Below are 19247 nucleotides of genomic sequence, written 5' to 3' on the forward strand. Positions count from 1 at the left end.
GATCCAATGTGGTAGCGGGCTTGCCTGCTACCACGTTGATGAATGTCGGTTTCTTCAGTTGGCAGGGCTGAAGCGCCGCACACCTGAATCGGCGTGAGGCACCTGCGCCGCAGTGCTGCCGGATGCCTGGAACAACACCAGGTGCTCGGCGGCGACACGAATCCCCACGTCTGCACCGACTTGATGGTCGGCATGACTGGGAAAAATCGACTCCAGTTGTGCGCCTGTCGACAGCTGCAGGCGGTACAGGGTCGAGGCGCCAAGGAACGTCTTGCCGACGATCCGTGCTTTCAATGCGCTGTCCGGCGCGTAGACGATGTCATCCGGGCGCAGCAATACATCCACGGCGCCGCCTGTCGGCCAGGTATATGCGCGGTTGCCACGCAGGTCGCCGAGCTCGGTGCTGACGGATTCCGGCGTGCTCAATTGGCCACGGATGAAATAGCCCTGGCCGACAAAGCTGGCGACGTAGGGTGTCAGCGGCTCGTGATAGAGGTTGTAGGGCGTATCCCACTGCTCCAGGCGGCCTTCCTTGAACACGCCGACGTGGTCACTCACGGCGAACGCTTCTTCCTGGTCATGGGTCACCAGGATCGCACTGGTGCCTCGTGCCTTGAGAATGTCGCGCACCTCATGGCTGAGTTTGCGCCGCAGTTCGCCATCGAGGTTGGAGAACGGTTCGTCGAGCAGCAACAATTGCGGCTCCGGCGCCAAGGCGCGGGCGAGGGCCACGCGTTGTTGCTGACCACCGGACAGCTCGTGGGGGAAACGCTTGCCCAGGTTCTTCAGGTTGACCAGCTCCAGCAGTTCGGCGACCACGCGGTCTTTCTGCGGGTGCTTGCGAATGCCGAAGGCGATGTTGTCGGCCACGCTGAGGTGGGGAAACAGCGCGTAGTCCTGGAACACCATGCCGATACGACGTTTCTCCGGCGCCAGGGTGAACCCTGCACTGGAGATGACTTCGCCGGCCAGGCTGATTTCGCCTTCGTGGACCGGTTCAAACCCTGCGATCGCGCGCAGGGTAGTGGTCTTGCCGCACCCCGAGGAACCGAGCAGGCAACCGATGTCGCCGGCATTGAGGTGCAGGTTGAGGTTCTGCACCACCCGCTGATCTTGATAGCCGCATGCCAGATTGCGCAGGTTCAGCAGTAATGGCTGGCTCATGCGTGGTGGTACGCCGGCTCTACCAGAAATTCGAGCAGGGCTTTTTGCGCATGCAGGCGGTTTTCCGCCTGGTCCCAGGCGACCGAACGCGGGTCGTCGAGCAGGTCGAGGCTGATTTCTTCGCCACGGTGGGCGGGCAGGCAATGCATGAACAGCACGTCCGGCGCGGCCAGGTCGAGCAGGGCGCGGGTGACCTGGAACGGCGCAAACAGCTTCAGGCGCTTGGCGGTTTCGTCTTCCTGGCCCATGGAGGTCCAGACGTCGGTGCTTACCAAGTGGGCGCCGATCACCGCATCTTTTGGATCACGCAGGATTTGTACACGGCCATCAGCGTTGGCCAGGAACTCGGCGGACGGTTCGAAACCTTCCGGGCAGGCGATGCGCAGGTGGAAGTCGAATTGGATCGCCGCTTCTATATAGCTGTTGCACATGTTGTTGCCGTCGCCGATCCAGGCCACGGTCTTGCCCTGGATCGAGCCACGGTGTTCGAGGAAGGTTTGCATGTCGGCCAGCAACTGGCACGGGTGCAGGTCATCGGACAGGCCGTTGATCACCGGAACGCGGGAGTTGGCGGAAAATTCGGTCAGGGTGCTGTGGGCGAAGGTACGGATCATCACCGCATCGAGCATGCGCGACATGACAATCGCGCAATCGCTGATCGGCTCGCCACGGCCCAGTTGGGTGTCACGCGGCGACAGAAAAATGGCCTGGCCGCCCAGTTGGATCATGCCGGCCTCGAAGGACAAGCGGGTGCGGGTCGACGACTTCTCGAAAATCATCCCGAGCACGCGGTTTTTCAAAGGCTCGAACAGTACGCCGCGGTTACGCAGGTCTTTAAGCTCAATGCCTCGACGGATCACGCTGACCAGCTCTTCGGGCGTGCAATCCATCAGGGAGAGAAAGTGCCTTGCGCTCATCATTAACTACCTTTTTGCAACAGACCGCAGATACTCAAAGCCTTGTTTATTGTGAAAACGGGCGAGACCTGCGGCGAAAGCCGCACGGGGCGACGAAATAGGGGAAGGCGCGATCTTATAATTAAATGTCGCGTCTTACCAATAGGGCTACGGTGTTTAGGGGTGTTCAGATAGGCGCGATAGCGCTTTTGAAGACGATTTCCTGACAGCAGCGGGTCATTTGTACACTGGCGTTGCGACCTTTTGCAATCTGCGAGGGCTGGCCCAGGCCAGGCTGCGTCGGTTTCAGGGACTGTTCGGCAGGTTTTGAAACACTTTCTCACGTTTGCTCATGGCCTGGCCTGATGCCCCTCAATTCACGCGACGAACGTTGCTGGTGCCCGTTGCAGTCGCGGCCCATAGTCGGGCCAAAGCCCTGATAAAGAGACTGGCCATGACCAAGACTCTCCACCACCGTGCCTGCCATCTGTGCGAAGCCATTTGTGGTCTGACCCTGGAAACCACCCAAGCCGAAGATGGCAGCCTGGCGATCACTTCGATCAAGGGTGACGCACTGGACACGTTCAGTCGTGGGCATATCTGCCCCAAGGCCGTGGCGCTGCAGGATATCCAGAATGACCCGGACCGCCTGCGCCAGCCGATGCTGCGAGTGGGTAGCGAATGGCAACCGATTCCGTGGGAAGAGGCCTTCGCCCTGGTGGCCGAAAAACTGTCGGACATCCAGGCTCGCTACGGACAGAATTCGGTGGCGGTGTATCAGGGTAATCCCAGCGTGCATAACTATGGGCTGATGACCCACAGCAACTACTTCCTTGGCCTGCTCAAGACGCGTAACCGGTTTTCCGCGACGTCGGTCGACCAGTTGCCCCATCACCTCACCAGCCACCTGATGTACGGTCATGGCCTGTTGTTGCCGATTCCGGATATCGACCATACCGACTTCATGCTGATCCTCGGCGGCAACCCGCTGGCGTCCAACGGCAGCATCATGACGGTGCCCGACGTGGAGAAGCGCCTCAAAGCCATCCAGGCCCGGGGCGGTAAAGTGGTGGTGGTCGACCCTCGTCGCAGCGAGACGGCGGCGATTGCCGATCAGCACCTGTTTGTGCGGCCCGGTGGCGACGCCGCGTTGCTGTTCGGATTGCTCAACACCTTGTTTGCCGAAAACCTGACCCGTGACAGTCACTTGCCGGTTGACGGCCTGGATGACGTGCGCCGCGCAATCGCCGGGTTTACCGCCGAGGCCATGAGCCACCAGTGTGCGGTGCCTGCTGAGCAGATCCGCCAATTGGCGCGGGATTTTGCCGCCGCAGATAAGGCGGTATGTTACGGGCGCATGGGCGTTTCGACCCAGGCGTTCGGCACGCTGTGCCATTGGCTGGTGCAATTGATCAATCTGGTCACCGGCAACCTGGATCGTCCAGGCGGTGCCTTGTGTACCACGCCGGCGGTGGACCTGGTGGCCTCGACTTCCGGCGGGCATTTCAATCGCTGGCAGAGCCGTGTGTCGGGGCGTCCGGAATACGGTGGCGAGTTGCCGGTGTCGGCGCTGGCGGAAGAAATGCTCACCGAAGGCGAAGGACAGATCCGCGCCCTGATCACCGTGGCCGGCAATCCGGTCCTATCAACCCCGAATGGCCGCCAGTTGGAGCAGGCCCTGGACGGGCTGGAGTTCATGCTCAGCGTCGATCTGTACATCAACGAGACGACGCGCTATGCCGACTTGATTCTGCCGTCCACCTCGGCGCTGGAAAACGATCACTACGACACCACCTTCAATATGTTCGCGGTGCGCAATGTCACCCGTTTCAATCGTGCGATCCTGCCCAAGCCTGAAGGCGCGCTGCATGACTGGGAGATCTTCGTTGGCTTGGCCAAGGCGTTTGCGGCGCACACCGGGGTTGCGCTCAAGCCGACCCTGTCACCGGCGCAGATGATCGACTTCGGCCTGCGCGCCGGCGTGTATGGTGATGCTTCCAGCCACAAACTGTCGGTGGCGATGCTCGCTGAGCATCCCCACGGCGTCGACCTGGGTCCACTCAAGCCCAATCTCGCTGCGCGCCTGAACACCGCGAATGGTCGGGTGCAGGCGGCACCGGCAGTAATTCTGGCGGACCTGGCGCGTTTCGCGGCGCAACCGCTGCCACAGGCCAACGAATTGCTGTTGATCGGCCGCCGCCATGTGCGCAGCAACAATTCCTGGATGCACAACTATCACCGCTTGGTAAAGGGCAAGCCCCGGCACCAGTTGCACATGCATCCCGATGATCTGGCCAGCCGCCAATTGAGCGACGGGCAGCGGGTGAAGGTCAGCTCGCGCATCGGCATGATCGAGGTGGAGGTGGTCGCCAGCCTGGACATGATGCCTGGCGTGGTCAGCCTGCCGCACGGCTGGGGCCATGGTCGTCCGGGCGTGCAGATGACGATCGCCAGCAGTCAGCCGGGTGCCAGTGCGAATGACCTGACCGACGAACGGCAACTGGATGAGTTGTCGGGCAACGCCGCGCTGAACGGCGTGCCGGTACAGGTCGCTGCGGCATAATGTGCCCGAGCACCGCGCTGGGATTTTGCGTTACAATGCGCCACCGTGCCGACCTGTGAGTCGCAAAGTTCCAGCCGAGGTGTTCCATGGATATCATCGAAACGATCAAAGAGCAGATTGCCAACAACACCATTCTGCTTTACATGAAGGGCTCTCCCAATGCCCCGCAGTGCGGTTTCTCCGCGAAGGCGTCCCAGGCCATCATGCAGTGTGGCGAGAAATTCGCTTACGTGGATATCCTGCAAAACCCGGAAATTCGCGCCAACCTGCCGAAGTACGCCAACTGGCCAACATTCCCACAACTGTGGGTAGCCGGTGAACTGGTCGGCGGCAGCGATATCATCACTGAAATGGCCGCTGATGGTTCGTTGCAAGCGCTGGTCAAAGACGCAGCAGTAAAAGCGGCAGCTCAGACTGAAGCTTGATTGGCCTGCAACAAAAAGCCCCGCTTCTCATACGAGAGCGGGGCTTTTTCATGCTTCCAGTGTAGGAGCGAGCTTGCTCGCGAAATACTCAAAGACGCCGTGTTCATACTGAATGCACGCGTTATCGTTGACGCTCTTCGCGAGCAAGCTCGCTCCTACAATGAATAAGGGTTATTCACCCATCTGCGATTGCAGGTAGTTTTCCAGGCTGACCTTGTCGATCAGGCCCAGTTGGGTTTCCAGCCAGTCGATATGTTCTTCCTGGTCTTCCAGGATATCTTCCAGCAGTTCGCGGCTGCCGAAGTCCTGGGTCACCTCGCAGTGAGCGATGGCGGCCTTGAGGTCGCTGTGGCTCTTGCGTTCGAAGCCCAGGTCGCTGCTGATCATTTCCTGGGTGTGCTCGCCGATGTTCAGCTTGCCCAGGTCCTGCACGTTCGGCAGGCCTTCCAAGAACAGGATGCGCTTGATCAGGGCATCGGCGTCCTTCATGGCTTTGATCGATTCCTTGTACTCGCGCTTGCCCAGCTTTTCCAGGCCCCAATCGTCATACATGCGCGCATGCAGAAAGTACTGATTGATCGCGACCAGTTCATTGCCAAGGATTTTGTTGAGTTGCTGGATGACTGAGATGTCGCCTTTCATGACTGGGGTCCTGCCCTTTATTCGCTGTATATAGGCCAGAGTTTGAGTGGCGAACCTCTAAGTGTCAAACCTAAGTAATTGAATAATAAATGAAAATTAATCTGAATAAGAATGTTTGAGTTCCGCGTCTTGGCCCTAACTGATTGAATTGCGGGCATAAAAAAGCCGGACACTAAGTCCGGCTCGTTAAAACACGCTCATTTAAGCGTGTGTAAATTCTGCTGAATAGGGGAGCGCGGCCTGGGCTGTTTGCAGCTGCGTCAGGGTTTCGCGTACCACTTGCTTGGCGAGGCAAGCACATTTACCGCATTGGCTGGCAACGCCGGTCGTTTCACGCACTTCCTTGTAGCTGCAGCAACCTTCGTAGATTGCTTCGCGGATTTGTCCGTCGGTGACGCCAGTGCAGAGGCAGACATACATAAGGGAGAACCATCGCGGGTTTAAGGCTTAAGTGCGATGGATCTTAATGTTAACGAGAATGATTGTCAAAGTAGTTTTGCCGCGCTGGGCAGCGACTTGGCCTGCGCGCTGACGAACGGTTTTTTCAGTGTATGATGGTCGGTCTTCACGAAGCGTGACTGCGTCACAGGCTTGTCGCTTATGCGCGGCAGACTCAAGGCCGGTCCTTTTACTTCAATCGTCACCCCTACATCAGGAGATATCCAATGAGCGTACTCGTCGGCAAACAAGCCCCGGATTTCGACGTACCTGCCGTTCTCGGCACTGGCGAAATCGTTGACAGCTTCAAGCTGTCTGAAGCCATCAAAGGCAAATACGGCCTGGTGTTCTTCTACCCGCTGGACTTCACCTTCGTCTGCCCTTCGGAGCTGATTGCTCTGGACCACCGCATGGACGATTTCAAGGCGCGTAACGTTGAAGTGGTCGCGGTTTCCATCGACTCCCACTTCACCCACAACGCCTGGCGCAACACGGCCATCAACGATGGCGGCATCGGCAAAGTCAAATACACCATGGCTGCCGACATGAAGCACGACATCGCCAAGGCTTACGACGTTGAGTCCGAAGGCGGCGTGGCATTCCGTGGCGCGTTCCTGATCGACGACAAGGGCGTTGTGCGCTCCCAGATCATCAACGACCTGCCGCTGGGCCGTAACATGGAAGAGCTGATCCGTCTGATCGACGCCCTGCAATTCCACGAAGAGCACGGCGAAGTCTGCCCTGCCAACTGGAAAAAAGGCGACAAAGGCATGAACGCTTCGCCAGAAGGCGTTGCAGCGTACCTGACCGAGAACGCCGGCAAGCTGTAAGCCACGTTATCGGTACAAAAAAAACCGGCCTGAGAAGGCCGGTTTTTTTATACGTGGGATTTAGCGTCAGTCGCTGAAGTCTTCCCAGCCGCCCATCTGTTTCCAACGGTTGACGATGCCGCAGAACAGTTCGGCAGTCTTTTCAGTGTCGTAGCGCGCCGAGTGGGCTTCGCGACCGTCAAAGTCGATACCGGCGGCCTGGCAGGCTTTGGCCAATACGGTCTGGCCGTAAGCCAGGCCTGCGAGCGTAGCGGTGTCGAAGCTGGAGAACGGGTGGAACGGGTTACGCTTCATGTCCAACCGCGCCACGGCGGCATTCAGGAAACCCAGGTCGAAACTGCTGTTGTGCCCCACCAGGATCGCGCGTTTGCAGCCATTGGCCTTCAACGCCTTGCGCACGCCACGGAAGATATCGGTCAACGCCGCTTCTTCACTCACCGCCATGCGCAGTGGGTGATCGAGCTTGATCCCGGTGAATTCCAGGGCCGCTGCTTCGATATTGGCGCCTTCGAACGGCTCGACGCGGAAGAAGTGGGTGTGTTCCGCGAACACAAAGCCCTGTTCGTCCATGCCGATGGTCGTCGCGGCGATTTCCAGCAGTGCATCGGTGGCGCAGTTGAAGCCACCGGTTTCTACGTCGATGACAACCGGCAGATAGCCGCGAAACCGCTCGGCCATCGGGTGACGGGAACCGCCACCGCTGTGCTCGTGTTCGTCATCGTAATGGTCTTCACTCACTTGCTTTCCTCCAGCAGGCGCCAGCGCAGTGTTTCACCGGCGCGCAGCGGGATAACAGTCAGCTCGCCAAATGGCAGGCTGGCGGGGGTGGTCCAGTCTTCACGAACCAGGGTGATGCGGTCGGTATTCGCCGGCAGCCCGTAGAAACGCGGGCCATTCAGGCTGGCGAAGCCTTCGAGTTTGTCCAGGGCGTTGCGCTGTTCGAACGCCTCGGCGTACAGCTCGATCGCCGCATAGGCGGTGTAGCAACCGGCACAGCCACAGGCAGCTTCCTTGGCGTGCTGGGCGTGGGGCGCCGAGTCGGTGCCAAGGAAGAACTTCGGGTTGCCGCTGGTCGCGGCGTCCAGCAGGGCCACCTGATGGGTGTTGCGCTTGAGAATCGGCAGGCAATAGAAGTGCGGCCGAATCCCGCCCACCAGCATGTGGTTGCGGTTGTAGAGCAGGTGATGGGCGGTGATGGTCGCGCCGACGTTGGCCGAGGCCTCGGTGACGAATTGCACCGCGTCGGCCGTGGTGATGTGTTCGAACACCACCTTGAGGGTTGGAAACAGCTCGACCACACGGCGCATATGCTCGTCGATGAAGATTTTTTCGCGATCGAATACGTCGACATCACCACGGGTGACTTCACCGTGGATCAACAGCGGCATGCCGACTTCGGCCATCGCTTCGATCGCCGGCAGGATCTTGTCGATACTGGTCACGCCGGAATCGGAGTTGGTGGTCGCGCCCGCCGGGTAGAGCTTGGCGGCGTGTACGAAACCGCTGGCCTTGGCCTGGCGGATTTCGTCGGGCTGGGTGCGGTCGGTCAGGTAGAGCACCATCAGCGGTTCGAAGCGGCTGCCGGCCGGCCGTACAGCGAGGATGCGCTGGCGATAGGCGTCGGCTTCAGCGGCATTACGCACCGGAGGTACCAGGTTAGGCATGATGATGGCGCGGCCAAACGTGCGCGCAACATCGGCCACGGTTTGGGTTAACGCAGCACCATCGCGAAGATGAATATGCCAGTCGTCGGGACGCAGCAGGGTCAGGCGGTCGGACATTGGGGATTCCAGGCGGGTCAATCTGGTGGGAATGCTACCGGAAAAGACTCTTGCAGGCACTCGCTATCAAGTTTTGCAGGATGCATCCGATAGCCTTTGGTATGCCTTAACGATGTATGACGCTTTGAAGTGTTGTAGAAACCAGTGGAGCCTCCCGTGCGCCAGCATTATCTAGCCCTGCTCAGTGTGTTTGCCAGCCTGCCTGCGATGGCCCTCACGTTTCAGACACGTCTGGAGAATATTGAGTGGAAGGTGGAGGGCGACAAATTCGAGTGCCGTTTGACCCAGCCGATCACTGATTTCGGCTCGGGCGAGTTCGTGCGCCGGGCCGGTGAGCAGGCGACATTCCGTCTGAAAGCCTTCAACGGCTCGCTCGGCGCGGGATCGGCGACCTTGCTGGCGGCTGCTGCGCCTTGGCAACCGGGCCGGGGTGATATCAACCTCGGTGCCGTGCGTGTCGGCAGTGGCGACGTGTTGTTCAACAGTTCCCAGGCCCAGGCCGGGCGCCTGTTCAATGGCCTGCTTGAGGGGCGCAGTCCGACCGTGCGGCATTACGGGCGTGAAGGCGGCTATTCGGAAATTCGCCTGTTGCCGGTGAAATTCAACAAGGCCTACAACGACTATCAACTGTGTACTACCAAGTTGCTGCCGATGAATTACGATCAGGTCAAGCAGACCGAAGTCGGCTTCCCCGGTGGCGGCATCGAGCTGGACGCATCGGCCAAGAGCAAGCTGGCGGTGATCGTCGAATTCATGAAAGCCGATCCGACGGTCAACCATATCGAATTGAATGGTCACTCCGACAATAGTGGCAATCGCCTGACCAATCGCGATGTCTCGCGCCGTCGCGCATTGGCGGTAATGGACTACTTCAAGGCCAACGGCGTGCAGGAATCGCAGATCACCATGCGGTTCCACGGCGAAAGCTACCCCTTGGCGCCCAATACCAACGCCGCTAACCGAGCGCGCAATCGCCGCGTCAATATCCAGCTCGAACGCGTGGCAGCCCCCGAGAAGCCGGCGGCCCAGGCCGCGGGGCCGAGCAACCCCGCCGCCACGTCATAAGCTGCGACCATCGGTCGCCCGCTCGACATAATCTGTCGCTTTATCTTCATTTGCTGTCGCGCCCCTGTAATTTCGCGGTTTTGATCGGTAGAATCGTTGCCTTTCCGTAAAACCCCGTGGAGTGATGGCATGGCCGACGTAAACAAGGTCGTTCTCGCGTATTCCGGCGGCCTGGACACTTCGGTGATCCTCAAGTGGCTGCAGGATACTTATAACTGTGAAGTGGTGACCTTCACCGCTGACCTGGGTCAGGGCGAAGAGGTCGAACCTGCACGTGCCAAGGCGCAAGCCATGGGCGTCAAAGAGATCTACATTGACGACCTGCGCGAAGAGTTCGTCCGCGACTTCGTTTTCCCGATGTTTCGCGCCAACACCGTCTACGAAGGCGAGTACCTGCTGGGTACCTCCATCGCACGTCCGCTGATCGCCAAGCGCCTGATCGAAATCGCCAACGAAACCGGCGCTGACGCCATTTCCCATGGCGCCACCGGCAAAGGCAACGACCAGGTGCGTTTCGAACTGGGCGCCTATGCCCTCAAGCCGGGCGTGAAAGTGATTGCCCCTTGGCGTGAATGGGACCTGCTGTCCCGTGAAAAGCTGATGGATTACGCTGAAAAGCACGCAATCCCGATCGAGCGTCATGGTAAGAAAAAGTCCCCGTACTCGATGGATGCCAACCTGTTGCACATCTCCTATGAAGGCGGCGTGCTGGAAGACACCTGGACCGAGCACGAAGAAGACATGTGGAAGTGGACCGTCTCCCCGGAGAACGCTCCCGACAAGCCGCAGTATCTGGAACTGACCTACCGCAACGGCGACATCGTCGCGCTGGACGGCGTCGAAATGACCCCGGCCACCGTACTGGCGACCCTGAACCGTATCGGCGGCGAACACGGTATCGGCCGTCTCGACATCGTCGAGAACCGTTACGTGGGCATGAAGTCCCGTGGCTGCTACGAAACCCCAGGCGGCACCATCATGCTGCGCGCCCACCGCGCCATCGAGTCGATCACCCTCGACCGCGAAGTGGCTCACCTCAAAGACGAGCTGATGCCCAAGTATGCCAGCCTGATCTACACCGGCTACTGGTGGAGCCCTGAGCGTCTGATGCTGCAACAGATGATCGACGCTTCCCAGGCTCACGTGAACGGTGTTGTGCGCCTGAAGCTGTACAAGGGCAATGTGATCGTCACCGGTCGCAAGTCCGACGAGTCGCTGTTCGACGCCAACATCGCCACCTTCGAAGAAGATGGCGGCGCCTACAACCAGGCGGACGCAGCAGGCTTCATCAAGTTGAATGCACTGCGCATGCGCATTGCGGCCAACAAGGGTCGCAAGTTGTTCTGAGTGTTCCAGTCGAAATGAAAAGTGGCCCCTTGTTCAGGGGCCATTTTTTTTTGCCCGTAAAAAGGCACAACGGCCCTGATGTTTAAAGTTGTTTACGGTTGTTTAAAGTCTGTCGAGGGTTTGGCGTTTCAAAAACTTTGATACTTGACGCGCCGAGGAATGAATTATTTACACCTGAATAGGAACTATGTCTTACAGAAAATTCACTCACGGAAGTGCGGTGTAGATGTAAGCCGAGGAAAGTTCTGTAGGAAATTTATGGTGTAAATGAATATGTTAAATGGAACTGAAGTCATCAGGTTTTTTTTACGCGTCCGTTCGTGTGATAGCGGCATGCAAGGGGCATTTCCTGAAACTGGTGTGCGCTGCGTTTACGACTGGCCCCCTAACCACCGGATATTTCTCTCAAAATATGTGCGAGCCCGGAAAGGTCTGAAGGGCTCCATAAAACTAGAAACATCTGAGTTGGTGATTTTTTGTAGGTTAATTCCTATCTCGTTGTGGGTTGGGTCTCTGCTTGCTGTTGCTTGGGGTGGAACGCTATGCCAACTAGGAAACGACTAGGCTATTGTGCTTGCTCTGAATAATTCGAACAGCGAAATTGGACTTTCTCATGAATAAAGTGCTGATCGTGGATGATCATCCCGTCATTCGTCTTGCTGTGCGCATGCTAATGGAGCGTCATGGTTATGAGGTCGTTGCCGAGACCGATAACGGTGTCGATGCGTTGCAACTTGCGCGGGAACATATGCCGGACATTGTCATACTGGATATTGGGATTCCCAAACTCGATGGCCTGGAAGTTATCTGCCGGCTGTCGTCGACCAAGCAGGCCATACCGTTCAAGGTGCTGGTCCTGACTTCCCAGGCCCCGGGTCATTTCTCCATGCGCTGCATGCAAGCGGGGGCGGCCGGGTACGTGTGCAAGCAGCAGGACCTGACGGAATTGCTGAGTGCCATCAAGGCGGTGCTGTCCGGCTACAGCTACTTTCCGAACCAGGCGCTGAATTCGGTGCGTTCCACCATGGGCAATGCCAGCGAGGCCGACATGGTCGAGCGCCTTTCGGGGCGCGAGATGATGGTGTTGCAGCAACTGGCGCGCGGCAAAACCAACAAGGAAATCGCCGACGGCATGTTCCTCAGCAACAAAACCGTCAGCACCTATAAGACGCGGTTGCTGCTCAAGCTCAATGCCCGCTCACTGGTCGATCTGATCGAGTTGGCTCAACGCAATGGACTGGTCTAGAGGAGGGCGCCACCACATGGCTTGATAGCCAGGCGAATCGGCAGAAAAAAGCCTCCGTCAGGGAGGCTTCCGGCCGTTCTCGGCCGATCAGAGGTCGAAGTCGTAATCGGCCAGCTGTTTTTGCAAGCGTCGCTCTTCCAGAAGGTTGTCGATGGTGCGGCGTTTGCTTAGATTGGTCTTGGCCACCTCTACAGGTGTTTCCTCTCCACCGTCATCCGACTCAACAAGGTCATCTTCCACTTCCAGTTGTTCTTTGCCAGTGCTCATAAGGTTAACTCCGGGCTAAGACTGCCGTTGGCGCTCCTTATAACGATATTCCATGGGCGGGTAAAAAAGATTTTTTCAATCGATGGATCGAAAAACCAATGATCTCTCAATCGTCCGACGTCTTGTCCTTGTATTCGCACAGGTCTTCGATGCGACAGCTGCCACAGCGCGGCTTGCGGGCCTGGCAAACGTAGCGTCCGTGAAGGATCAGCCAGTGGTGCGAATCGAGCAGATACGGCTTGGGGACAAACTTCATCAGTTGTTTTTCCACTTCCACCACATTCTTGCCGCGGGCAATGCCGGTGCGGTTACTTACGCGGAAAATGTGGGTGTCCACGGCCATGGTCAGTTGCCGGAATGCCGTATTGAGCACTACGTTGGCCGTCTTGCGGCCCACTCCCGGCAGAGCCTCCAGCGCTTCACGAGTCTGCGGCACTTCACCGTTATGCCGTTCGACCAGCAGGCGGCAGGTCTCGATGACATTCTTCGCCTTGCTGTTGTACAGACCGATGGTCTTGATGTATTCGGACAAACCTTCCACGCCCAAAGCATGGATCGCTGCCGGGGTGTTCGCCACGGGATATAGCTTGGCCGTGGCCTTGTTGACGCCAACGTCTGTGGATTGGGCCGAGAGAATCACCGCAATCAGCAACTCAAACGGCGTTGAGTAAGCCAGTTCGGTTTTGGGTTCCGGATTGTCTTCGTGAAGCCTGCGGAAAATTTCCAGGCGTTTTGCGGCGTTCATGGGGCAGGCGATTCCTTGCTGGAGGTCAGCGTGATTGTGAAAAATGGGCCCAGGCCTGCAACCCTGCGAGCAATAACCCGAGCAGGATAAACCCGGCCGGCATCAATTGGGTGGCGGCAGTGGCGCGTAACAACCCCAGGATGATCATGAGTGCGGCGAACAGACCGACTAACCGTAGCTGCGCCTTGCGTTGGCTCGCCTCAAAGAAACCATGATGTTCCAGGACGACGCATTGCACGCTGATCAGCGCGAGGTAGATGCCCAGTTGCTGATACATCGGTAGCGCAAATGCCTGTAACAATAACTGCGCACAGCTGACTAGCGTAGCAGCGACTGTCAGGCTGGCACCCAACCGCAAGGGCGTGCTCAGGCGTGAGCGCAGCGCGCGCATGGCCAGGCCGTAGAACGTCACGATCAGCGCCGACAACGCCAGGAAACTCAGGGCTTTGGGCAGGGTGTCGGTCACCCCGAGCAACGGTGCCAGCATCGATGCATTGGCCAGGCCAACGGCTCTAGTCATGGGTGTCGGGCTCCAGCAGGGATGAGCGGTGCTCGTCGAAATAGCGCAAAGCGTCGTGGACGGCACTGATCACCGCTCGGGAGGTGAGGGTGGCACCGGCTATTTGATCGAAGTTCGAGCCTTGCATGTCCGTGCGCGAACGCCCCTTGAATGAAGCCAGCCAAGGGTTGCCGGGCTCGCTGATATGCCCACCCAGGCTTGGGGTTTCCGATTGCGCCAGGGTTTTGATGCCCAGCAGCTTGCCGTCGCGGTCGATGGCGATCAGCAGTTCGATCGGCCCAGCGTAGCCGTTGGTCGTCAAACGAAGCAGTACCGCGCTGGGTTGGCCCGACAGGGTCACCCGATAGCCACCCTGCAGGTGGCTATCGGCCAGGGGCTGTGGGGCGATGGTCAGCGGGTGATCCAGTGGTTGGTTGTCATAGCGGTCGGCGGGTAGCAGGTCGCGCAGCGCCTGGCGCTGTAGCGCCTGAACCTGGCGCGCGGCGTGATCGGCGGTCAGGTGCTGAAGGGTGAGGACCAGCGTGCCGCCGCCGATGGCGATCAGCAACGCCAGCAACACACCTCTGCTCGATTTCATACGCTGACCGCCGGCTGTTTCGCTGCCACCAGGCGTTCCAGCGCCGGCACGGCCAGGTTCATCAACAGCACCGCAAAGGCTACACCGTCCGGGTAACCGCCCCACGTGCGAATCAGATATGTCAGCACGCCCACTCCCGCCCCGAACAGCAGCCGGGCTGTGGGGCTTTTCGGGCCGGAGACCGGCTCGGTGACGATAAAAAATGCGCCGAGAACGGTGGCGCCGGTCAGCAGATGAAACAGCGGCGAGCCGTGGGAGTCGGAGCCCGAGCCATTCCAGCACAGCAAGCTGATCACAAAGAGGCTGCCCAGCATGCCCAGGGGTGCGTGCCAACTGAATACCCGCTGGCGTAACAGCCACAGACCGCCCGCCAGAAACGCCAGGTTCACCCACTCGCTGCCCTTGCCGCCGAAATGCCCAAATGCCGGGCTGCGAGCGAACAGTTCATCGATGGTCAAGCTCTTGTTCAGTCGCAGGGCATCCAGTGCAGTCGCCTGGGCCCAGGCATCGGGCGCGTCGCGGTGCAGGCCGAATATCTGTTGTGCGCCGGCCAGCAGGTCCAGGCCGTGGGTGGCCGGCCAGTGCGTCATGAGTTGCGGAAAGGCCACCAGCATCAACGCATACCCGACCATGGCCGGGTTGAAAGGGTTGCGATGGCCGCCGTACAGGTGCTTGCCCAGCAGCAGCCCACTGGCGACGGCCGCCACGCACAGCCACCAGGGGCAATAGGGCGGCAGTGCCAGGGCGAGCAAGGTCGCGCTGACCAGGCTGCTCAGATCGCTGCCACGCTGCCCCCGCAGGCGTTGCACGCCCGCATCTACCAACAATGCGCCGCCTGTCGCCAGCAACAGATTGATCAACACGCCCCAACCGTATAACCAGAACATCGCCACCGCCCCCGGTAGCGTCGCCAGCAACACCCGTTGCAGGGCCTGCTGAGGCTCAAGCGTGGCCATGGGCATCCACCTGGCGCTGTGCAGCGTCGAGCTTGTTTTGCGCCTCGGACAGTTGCTGTGGATCGGCGTTCTGATCCTGGGCTTTCTTCAATTCGGCGCGGCGCATTGCCAGTTGGATCTTGGCGCGCTTGAGATCGGCGCTGCTATCGGGGGCCGGTGTTGCGGGTGCGAGGTTTACCTCCAGGGCGGTTAGTGCTTGCTCTGCGGCTTCGAACTGTTGTTGCAGGACGATCAATTGCGACTGCTGTTCAAAGGTGGGCGGATGCCCGAATGCCTTCAAGGATTTGTGCAACTGCGCGCGGCTCATCGCCACGTTGATCTTGGCTTTCTTGATCGCGGCGTCCTGGGCTGCCTGCGCTGCATCGATCGACACGGCGGCCAACGGCGCGGCACGCTTGGCGCGGGCCAGGCGTTCGGCCTGCTTATGTTCTTCTTCCCGTTGCAGGCGCGCGTTGCGTTGCTCAAAGCGTCGTCGTGCGCGGTCTCGCTTCAAGCCGCGCGCGCGGCGCTCGTGGTCGTTGGTCGCCAGGCCGCCGACGATCGGCAGCACCGTCGCCAGCGGGTGCATTTCGATGCAGTCGACCGGGCAGGGCGCAACGCACAGGTCGCAACCGGTGCATTCGTCGATGATCACGGTGTGCATCCATTTGGCAGCGCCGACAATCGCGTCCACCGGGCACGCCTGGATACATTTGGTACAACCGATGCATTCGGCTTCGCGGATGTAGGCAATCTGTGGCGGCGCTTCGCCGTGGCTGGCGTCCAGCGTCAGCACCGGCACGTTCAGCAACTGCGCGAGTGCGCCGATCGTTTCCTGCCCGCCCGGCGGGCACTTATTGATGGCTTCGCCTTGGGCAATGCCTTCGGCGTAGGGCTTGCAGCCCGGGTGCCCGCATTTGCCGCATTGGGTTTGCGGGAGCAGCGCGTCGATACATTGAATCAGGTTCATGCTTTGATCATTGCGTTGAAACCCAGAAAAGCCACCGCCATCAGCCCGGCGCTGATCAGTTCGACCGGCAGGCCGCGGAAGGGCAGCGGAATGTCGTTGTCGGCGATCCGCTGGCGTAAGTCGCTGAACAGGCTCAGCACCAGCCAGAAGCCGAGCCCGGCGCCCAGGCTCAGTGCCGCTGTGTGTGCCAGGCCCTTGTCGTCTTCAATGCCCAGCAACACCACGCCCAGTACCCCGGCGTTGCCCAGTAGGAGCGGCCATAACCCCTCCGTCGGCAGTGTGGGGCGCAAGCGCGTGAGCAAGCCGAGCACGGGGCGGATCAGCAGCGCTGTCAGCGGTAAAAACACAAACAGTCGCAGGGCGGTCAACGCCAGTGGCTGCAGCAGGTAGTGGTCCAGCAGATAGCCCAGCATGCTGCTGACTGCCATCAACACGGTGGTGGCAATCCCCAATGCATGCACCCGCGAGCGTGAGTGCGCAGCCAACATCGGGTCGACGGCCAACGGCATCTGCAACACGAGGTTGTTGATCAGGGCGGCGCTGACAAGGGTGAGGAGCATATCGGTCATGGGCATGCCGGTTAAGCAAACAGGGCCTGATTATCCGGTAAGCGAGAAGGGGGTACTAGCTGAAAAGCCCTGTCGTCGCGACGACAGGGCTGTTTTGCAGGGCTTACTTGATGCGTTGACCCGGCTTGGCGCCGCTGTCAGGGCTCAGCAGGTAGATTTCTTCACCGCCAGGGCCGGCCGCCATCACCATGCCTTCGGAAATACCGAACTTCATTTTCCGTGGCTTGAGGTTGGCGATCATCATGGTCAGGCGACCATTGAGCTTGGACGGGTCTGGATAAGCGCTCTTGATCCCGGAGAACACGTTGCGTTGCTCGTCGCCGATGTCGAGGGTCAGGCGCAGCAGCTTGTCGGCACCTTCCACGGCTTCGGCCTTGAGGATCAGCGCAACCCGCAGGTCCACGGCGGCAAAGGCGTCGAACTCGATCTCCGGGGACAGCGGCTCCTTGACCAGTTCGCCGTTGCCGGCCGGCGTCGATTCGCCGGTGTCTGTCTGGCTGGCGACCAGGTCTTCTTTCGAAGCGTCGCTCATGGCCTGGACTTTTACCGGATCGATGCGGGTCATCAGCGGCTTGAACTCATTCAACTGATGGTTGCTGAGCAAGGTGGCGTGATCGTTCCAGGTCAGCGGCGCGACGTTGAGGAACGCCTCTGCATCCGCAGCCAGCAACGGCAGCACCGGCTTGAGGAAGATCACCAACTGGCGGAACAGGTTGACGCCGGTGGCGCAGATGGCCTGGACTTCCGCCTGCTTGCCTTCCTGCTTGTTCAGCGACCACGGCGCCTTGTCGGCGATCCACGCGTTGGCGCGGTCGGCCAGGCCCATGATCTCGCGCATGGCGCGGGCAAAGTCGCGGGCCTCATAGGCTTCGGCAATGCTTGGCGCGGCGGCCAGGAACGCGTCAGTCAGCTCCGGCGCGGCATTCTCGGCCACCAGCACACCGGCGTTGCCCTTATGGATGAAACCGGCGCAACGGCTGGCGATGTTGACGACTTTGCCGACGAGGTCCGAGTTGACCTTCTGTACGAAGTCTTCCAGGTTCAGGTCGAGGTCGTCGACGCCACGGCCCAGCTTGGATGCGTAGTAGTAGCGCAGGTATTCCGGCGACAGGTGATCCAGGTAGGTGCGCGCCTTGATAAAGGTGCCACGGGACTTGGACATCTTTTGGCCGTTGACGGTCAGGTAGCCGTGTACGTTGATGCCGGTCGGCTTGCGGTAGCCCGCACCTTCGAGCATCGCCGGCCAGAACAAGGCGTGGAAGTTGACGATGTCCTTGCCGATGAAATGGTACAGCTCGGCGGTGGAGTCCTTGCCCCAGAACGCGTCGAAGTCCAGCTCCGGCGTGCGGTTGCACAGGTTCTTGAAGCTGGCCATGTAGCCGATCGGGGCGTCCAGCCACACATAAAAATACTTGCCCGGCTCGCCTGGAATCTCAAAGCCGAAATACGGCGCATCGCGGGAGATGTCCCACTGTTGCAGCCCGGCATCCAGCCATTCGGCGATCTTGTTGGCGACGGCATCCTGCAGGGTGCCGCTGCGCGTCCAGGTTTGCAGCATTTGCTGGAAATCCGGGAGCTTGAAGAAGAAGTGCTGGGAATCCTTGAGCACCGGGGTGGCGCCGGAGATTGCCGACTTCGGGTCCTTCAGGTCGGTGGGAGCGTAGGTGGCACCGCATTTTTCGCAGTTGTCGCCGTACTGGTCCGCGGTGCCGCATTTCGGGCAGGTGCCCTTGATGAAGCGGTCGGCCAGGAACATTTTCTTTTCCGGGTCGAAATACTGGGTGATCGAGCGCGTGGCAATGTGCCCGGCATCCTTCAACCGCAGGTAGATCTGGCTCGACAGCTCACGGTTTTCGTCGGCGTGGGTCGAGTGGAAGTTATCGAAGTCCACCAGGAACTCGGCAAAGTCGGCGCTGTGTTCAGCCTGCACATTGGCGATCAGTTGTTCCGGGGTGATGCCTTCCTTTTCGGCGCGCAACATGATGGCCGAACCGTGGGCGTCGTCCGCGCAGACATAGATGCATTGATTGCCGCGATGCTTCTGGAAGCGCACCCACATATCGGTCTGGATGTACTCAAGCATATGGCCAAGATGGATCGAACCATTGGCATAGGGCAGGGCGCTGGTGACGAGGATCTTGCGTGGCTCGGACATTGGGGCTCGGCTACTTGATGAAACGGAGGTCGGTCACTATAAAGCGCCGGGAAATATATTTCACCCCGTGACGCTGTTTCAGAATCTTCCCGGCCTGCGAAAGCATGCCGTT

Annotated in this window: 20 protein-coding genes and 1 pseudogene; 6 read left to right on the forward strand and 15 right to left on the reverse strand. The window is 59.5% G+C overall.

The window, feature by feature from the left end; all coding sequences use genetic code 11:
• Positions 1-54 precede the first annotated feature (54 nt).
• Positions 55-1164, reverse strand: coding sequence for an ABC transporter ATP-binding protein (locus J2Y83_RS05260; protein WP_247396303.1), 1110 nt, complete (start codon positions 1162-1164; stop codon positions 55-57).
• A complete protein-coding gene (gene argF, locus J2Y83_RS05265) occupies positions 1161-2081 on the reverse strand; it encodes an ornithine carbamoyltransferase (RefSeq protein WP_247396301.1) in 921 nt (306 codons plus the stop codon). Before argF ends, J2Y83_RS05260 begins: the two co-directional genes overlap by 4 nt.
• Before the next feature lie 433 nt (positions 2082-2514).
• Between argF and J2Y83_RS05270 the strand changes: the two genes are divergently transcribed.
• Both J2Y83_RS05270 and grxD read left to right on the forward strand, forming a co-directional pair.
• Complete coding sequence (locus J2Y83_RS05270) at positions 2515-4623, forward strand: molybdopterin oxidoreductase family protein (RefSeq protein ID WP_253393614.1); 2109 nt, start codon at positions 2515-2517, stop codon at positions 4621-4623.
• Positions 4624-4709: 86 nt separating this feature from the next.
• Entirely contained in the window at positions 4710-5048 is a 339-nt protein-coding gene (gene grxD, locus J2Y83_RS05275) for a Grx4 family monothiol glutaredoxin (RefSeq protein WP_253393616.1), read from the forward strand.
• Between the two features lie 171 nt (positions 5049-5219).
• On the opposite strand, the gene bfr is transcribed toward grxD, so the two are convergent.
• The 3 genes from bfr to J2Y83_RS29555 form a co-directional block, all read right to left on the reverse strand.
• On the reverse strand, positions 5220-5690 hold the full coding sequence (gene bfr, locus J2Y83_RS05280; protein WP_247396289.1) for a bacterioferritin: 471 nt from the start codon (positions 5688-5690) through the stop codon (positions 5220-5222).
• Positions 5691-5891: 201 nt separating this feature from the next.
• On the reverse strand, positions 5892-6110 hold the full coding sequence (locus J2Y83_RS05285) for a bacterioferritin-associated ferredoxin (protein ID WP_010564137.1): 219 nt from the start codon (positions 6108-6110) through the stop codon (positions 5892-5894).
• 65 nt (positions 6111-6175) lie between these two features.
• A complete protein-coding gene (locus J2Y83_RS29555; RefSeq protein WP_301299654.1) occupies positions 6176-6307 on the reverse strand; it encodes a hypothetical protein in 132 nt (43 codons plus the stop codon).
• A 48-nt stretch (positions 6308-6355) separates the two neighbouring features.
• On the opposite strand from J2Y83_RS29555, the gene J2Y83_RS05290 reads away from it, so the two are divergent.
• Positions 6356-6958, forward strand: a complete 603-nt coding sequence (locus tag J2Y83_RS05290) for a peroxiredoxin (RefSeq protein ID WP_247396286.1) — start codon at positions 6356-6358, stop codon at positions 6956-6958.
• Between the two features lie 66 nt (positions 6959-7024).
• Here the strand turns inward: J2Y83_RS05290 and rnt are convergent, their stop codons facing one another.
• Together rnt and pyrC are read right to left on the reverse strand one after the other, a co-directional pair.
• Entirely contained in the window at positions 7025-7696 is a 672-nt protein-coding gene (gene rnt / locus J2Y83_RS05295; RefSeq protein ID WP_247396283.1) for a ribonuclease T, read from the reverse strand.
• Positions 7693-8739, reverse strand: a complete 1047-nt coding sequence (gene pyrC / locus J2Y83_RS05300) for a dihydroorotase (RefSeq protein WP_253393618.1) — start codon at positions 8737-8739, stop codon at positions 7693-7695. The genes rnt and pyrC overlap by 4 nt, the downstream gene beginning before the upstream one ends.
• 156 nt (positions 8740-8895) lie before the next feature.
• Between pyrC and J2Y83_RS05305 the strand changes: the two genes are divergently transcribed.
• The 3 genes from J2Y83_RS05305 (at position 8896) to J2Y83_RS05315 (ending at position 12397) form a co-directional block, all read left to right on the forward strand.
• A complete protein-coding gene (locus J2Y83_RS05305) occupies positions 8896-9804 on the forward strand; it encodes a flagellar protein MotY (RefSeq protein WP_253393620.1) in 909 nt (302 codons plus the stop codon).
• Positions 9805-9933: 129 nt separating this feature from the next.
• Complete coding sequence (locus tag J2Y83_RS05310) at positions 9934-11151, forward strand: argininosuccinate synthase (protein ID WP_017738284.1); 1218 nt, start codon at positions 9934-9936, stop codon at positions 11149-11151.
• Between the two features lie 613 nt (positions 11152-11764).
• Positions 11765-12397 (forward strand): response regulator transcription factor, encoded by a 633-nt coding sequence (locus J2Y83_RS05315; protein ID WP_253393622.1) that lies wholly within the window; start codon positions 11765-11767, stop codon positions 12395-12397.
• A gap of 87 nt (positions 12398-12484) precedes the next feature.
• Here the strand turns inward: J2Y83_RS05315 and J2Y83_RS05320 are convergent, their stop codons facing one another.
• The 8 genes and pseudogenes from J2Y83_RS05320 to metG all read right to left on the reverse strand — a co-directional run bounded on the left by J2Y83_RS05320 (position 12485) and on the right by metG (position 19135).
• Positions 12485-12664, reverse strand: coding sequence for a PA3496 family putative envelope integrity protein (locus tag J2Y83_RS05320; RefSeq protein ID WP_247396274.1), 180 nt, complete (start codon positions 12662-12664; stop codon positions 12485-12487).
• A gap of 106 nt (positions 12665-12770) precedes the next feature.
• The gene (gene nth / locus J2Y83_RS05325; RefSeq protein ID WP_247396271.1) at positions 12771-13409 is read right to left on the reverse strand and encodes an endonuclease III; all 639 of its coding nucleotides are present in this window, start codon (positions 13407-13409) and stop codon (positions 12771-12773) included.
• A 25-nt stretch (positions 13410-13434) separates the two neighbouring features.
• Complete coding sequence (locus J2Y83_RS05330) at positions 13435-13929, reverse strand: Rnf-Nqr domain containing protein (protein WP_253393624.1); 495 nt, start codon at positions 13927-13929, stop codon at positions 13435-13437.
• Entirely contained in the window at positions 13922-14506 is a 585-nt protein-coding gene (locus tag J2Y83_RS05335; protein WP_253393626.1) for an RnfABCDGE type electron transport complex subunit G, read from the reverse strand. Before J2Y83_RS05335 ends, J2Y83_RS05330 begins: the two co-directional genes overlap by 8 nt.
• Positions 14503-15462: an RnfABCDGE type electron transport complex subunit D gene (locus J2Y83_RS05340; RefSeq protein ID WP_253393627.1), complete on the reverse strand. Its 960-nt coding sequence runs from the start codon at positions 15460-15462 to the stop codon at positions 14503-14505. The genes J2Y83_RS05335 and J2Y83_RS05340 overlap by 4 nt, the downstream gene beginning before the upstream one ends.
• Positions 15463-16018: 556 nt before the next feature.
• Positions 16019-16390, reverse strand: a pseudogene (gene rsxB / locus J2Y83_RS29770) (electron transport complex subunit RsxB); the annotation flags it as partial.
• A 17-nt stretch (positions 16391-16407) separates the two neighbouring features.
• Positions 16408-16980 (reverse strand): electron transport complex protein RnfA, encoded by a 573-nt coding sequence (locus tag J2Y83_RS05350; protein WP_253393629.1) that lies wholly within the window; start codon positions 16978-16980, stop codon positions 16408-16410.
• A gap of 103 nt (positions 16981-17083) precedes the next feature.
• Positions 17084-19135 (reverse strand): methionine--tRNA ligase, encoded by a 2052-nt coding sequence (gene metG / locus J2Y83_RS05355; protein ID WP_253393630.1) that lies wholly within the window; start codon positions 19133-19135, stop codon positions 17084-17086.
• Positions 19136-19247 lie beyond the last annotated feature (112 nt).

The organism is Pseudomonas marginalis (assembly GCF_024169655.1).
Lineage (GTDB): Bacteria > Pseudomonadota > Gammaproteobacteria > Pseudomonadales > Pseudomonadaceae > Aquipseudomonas > Aquipseudomonas paraveronii.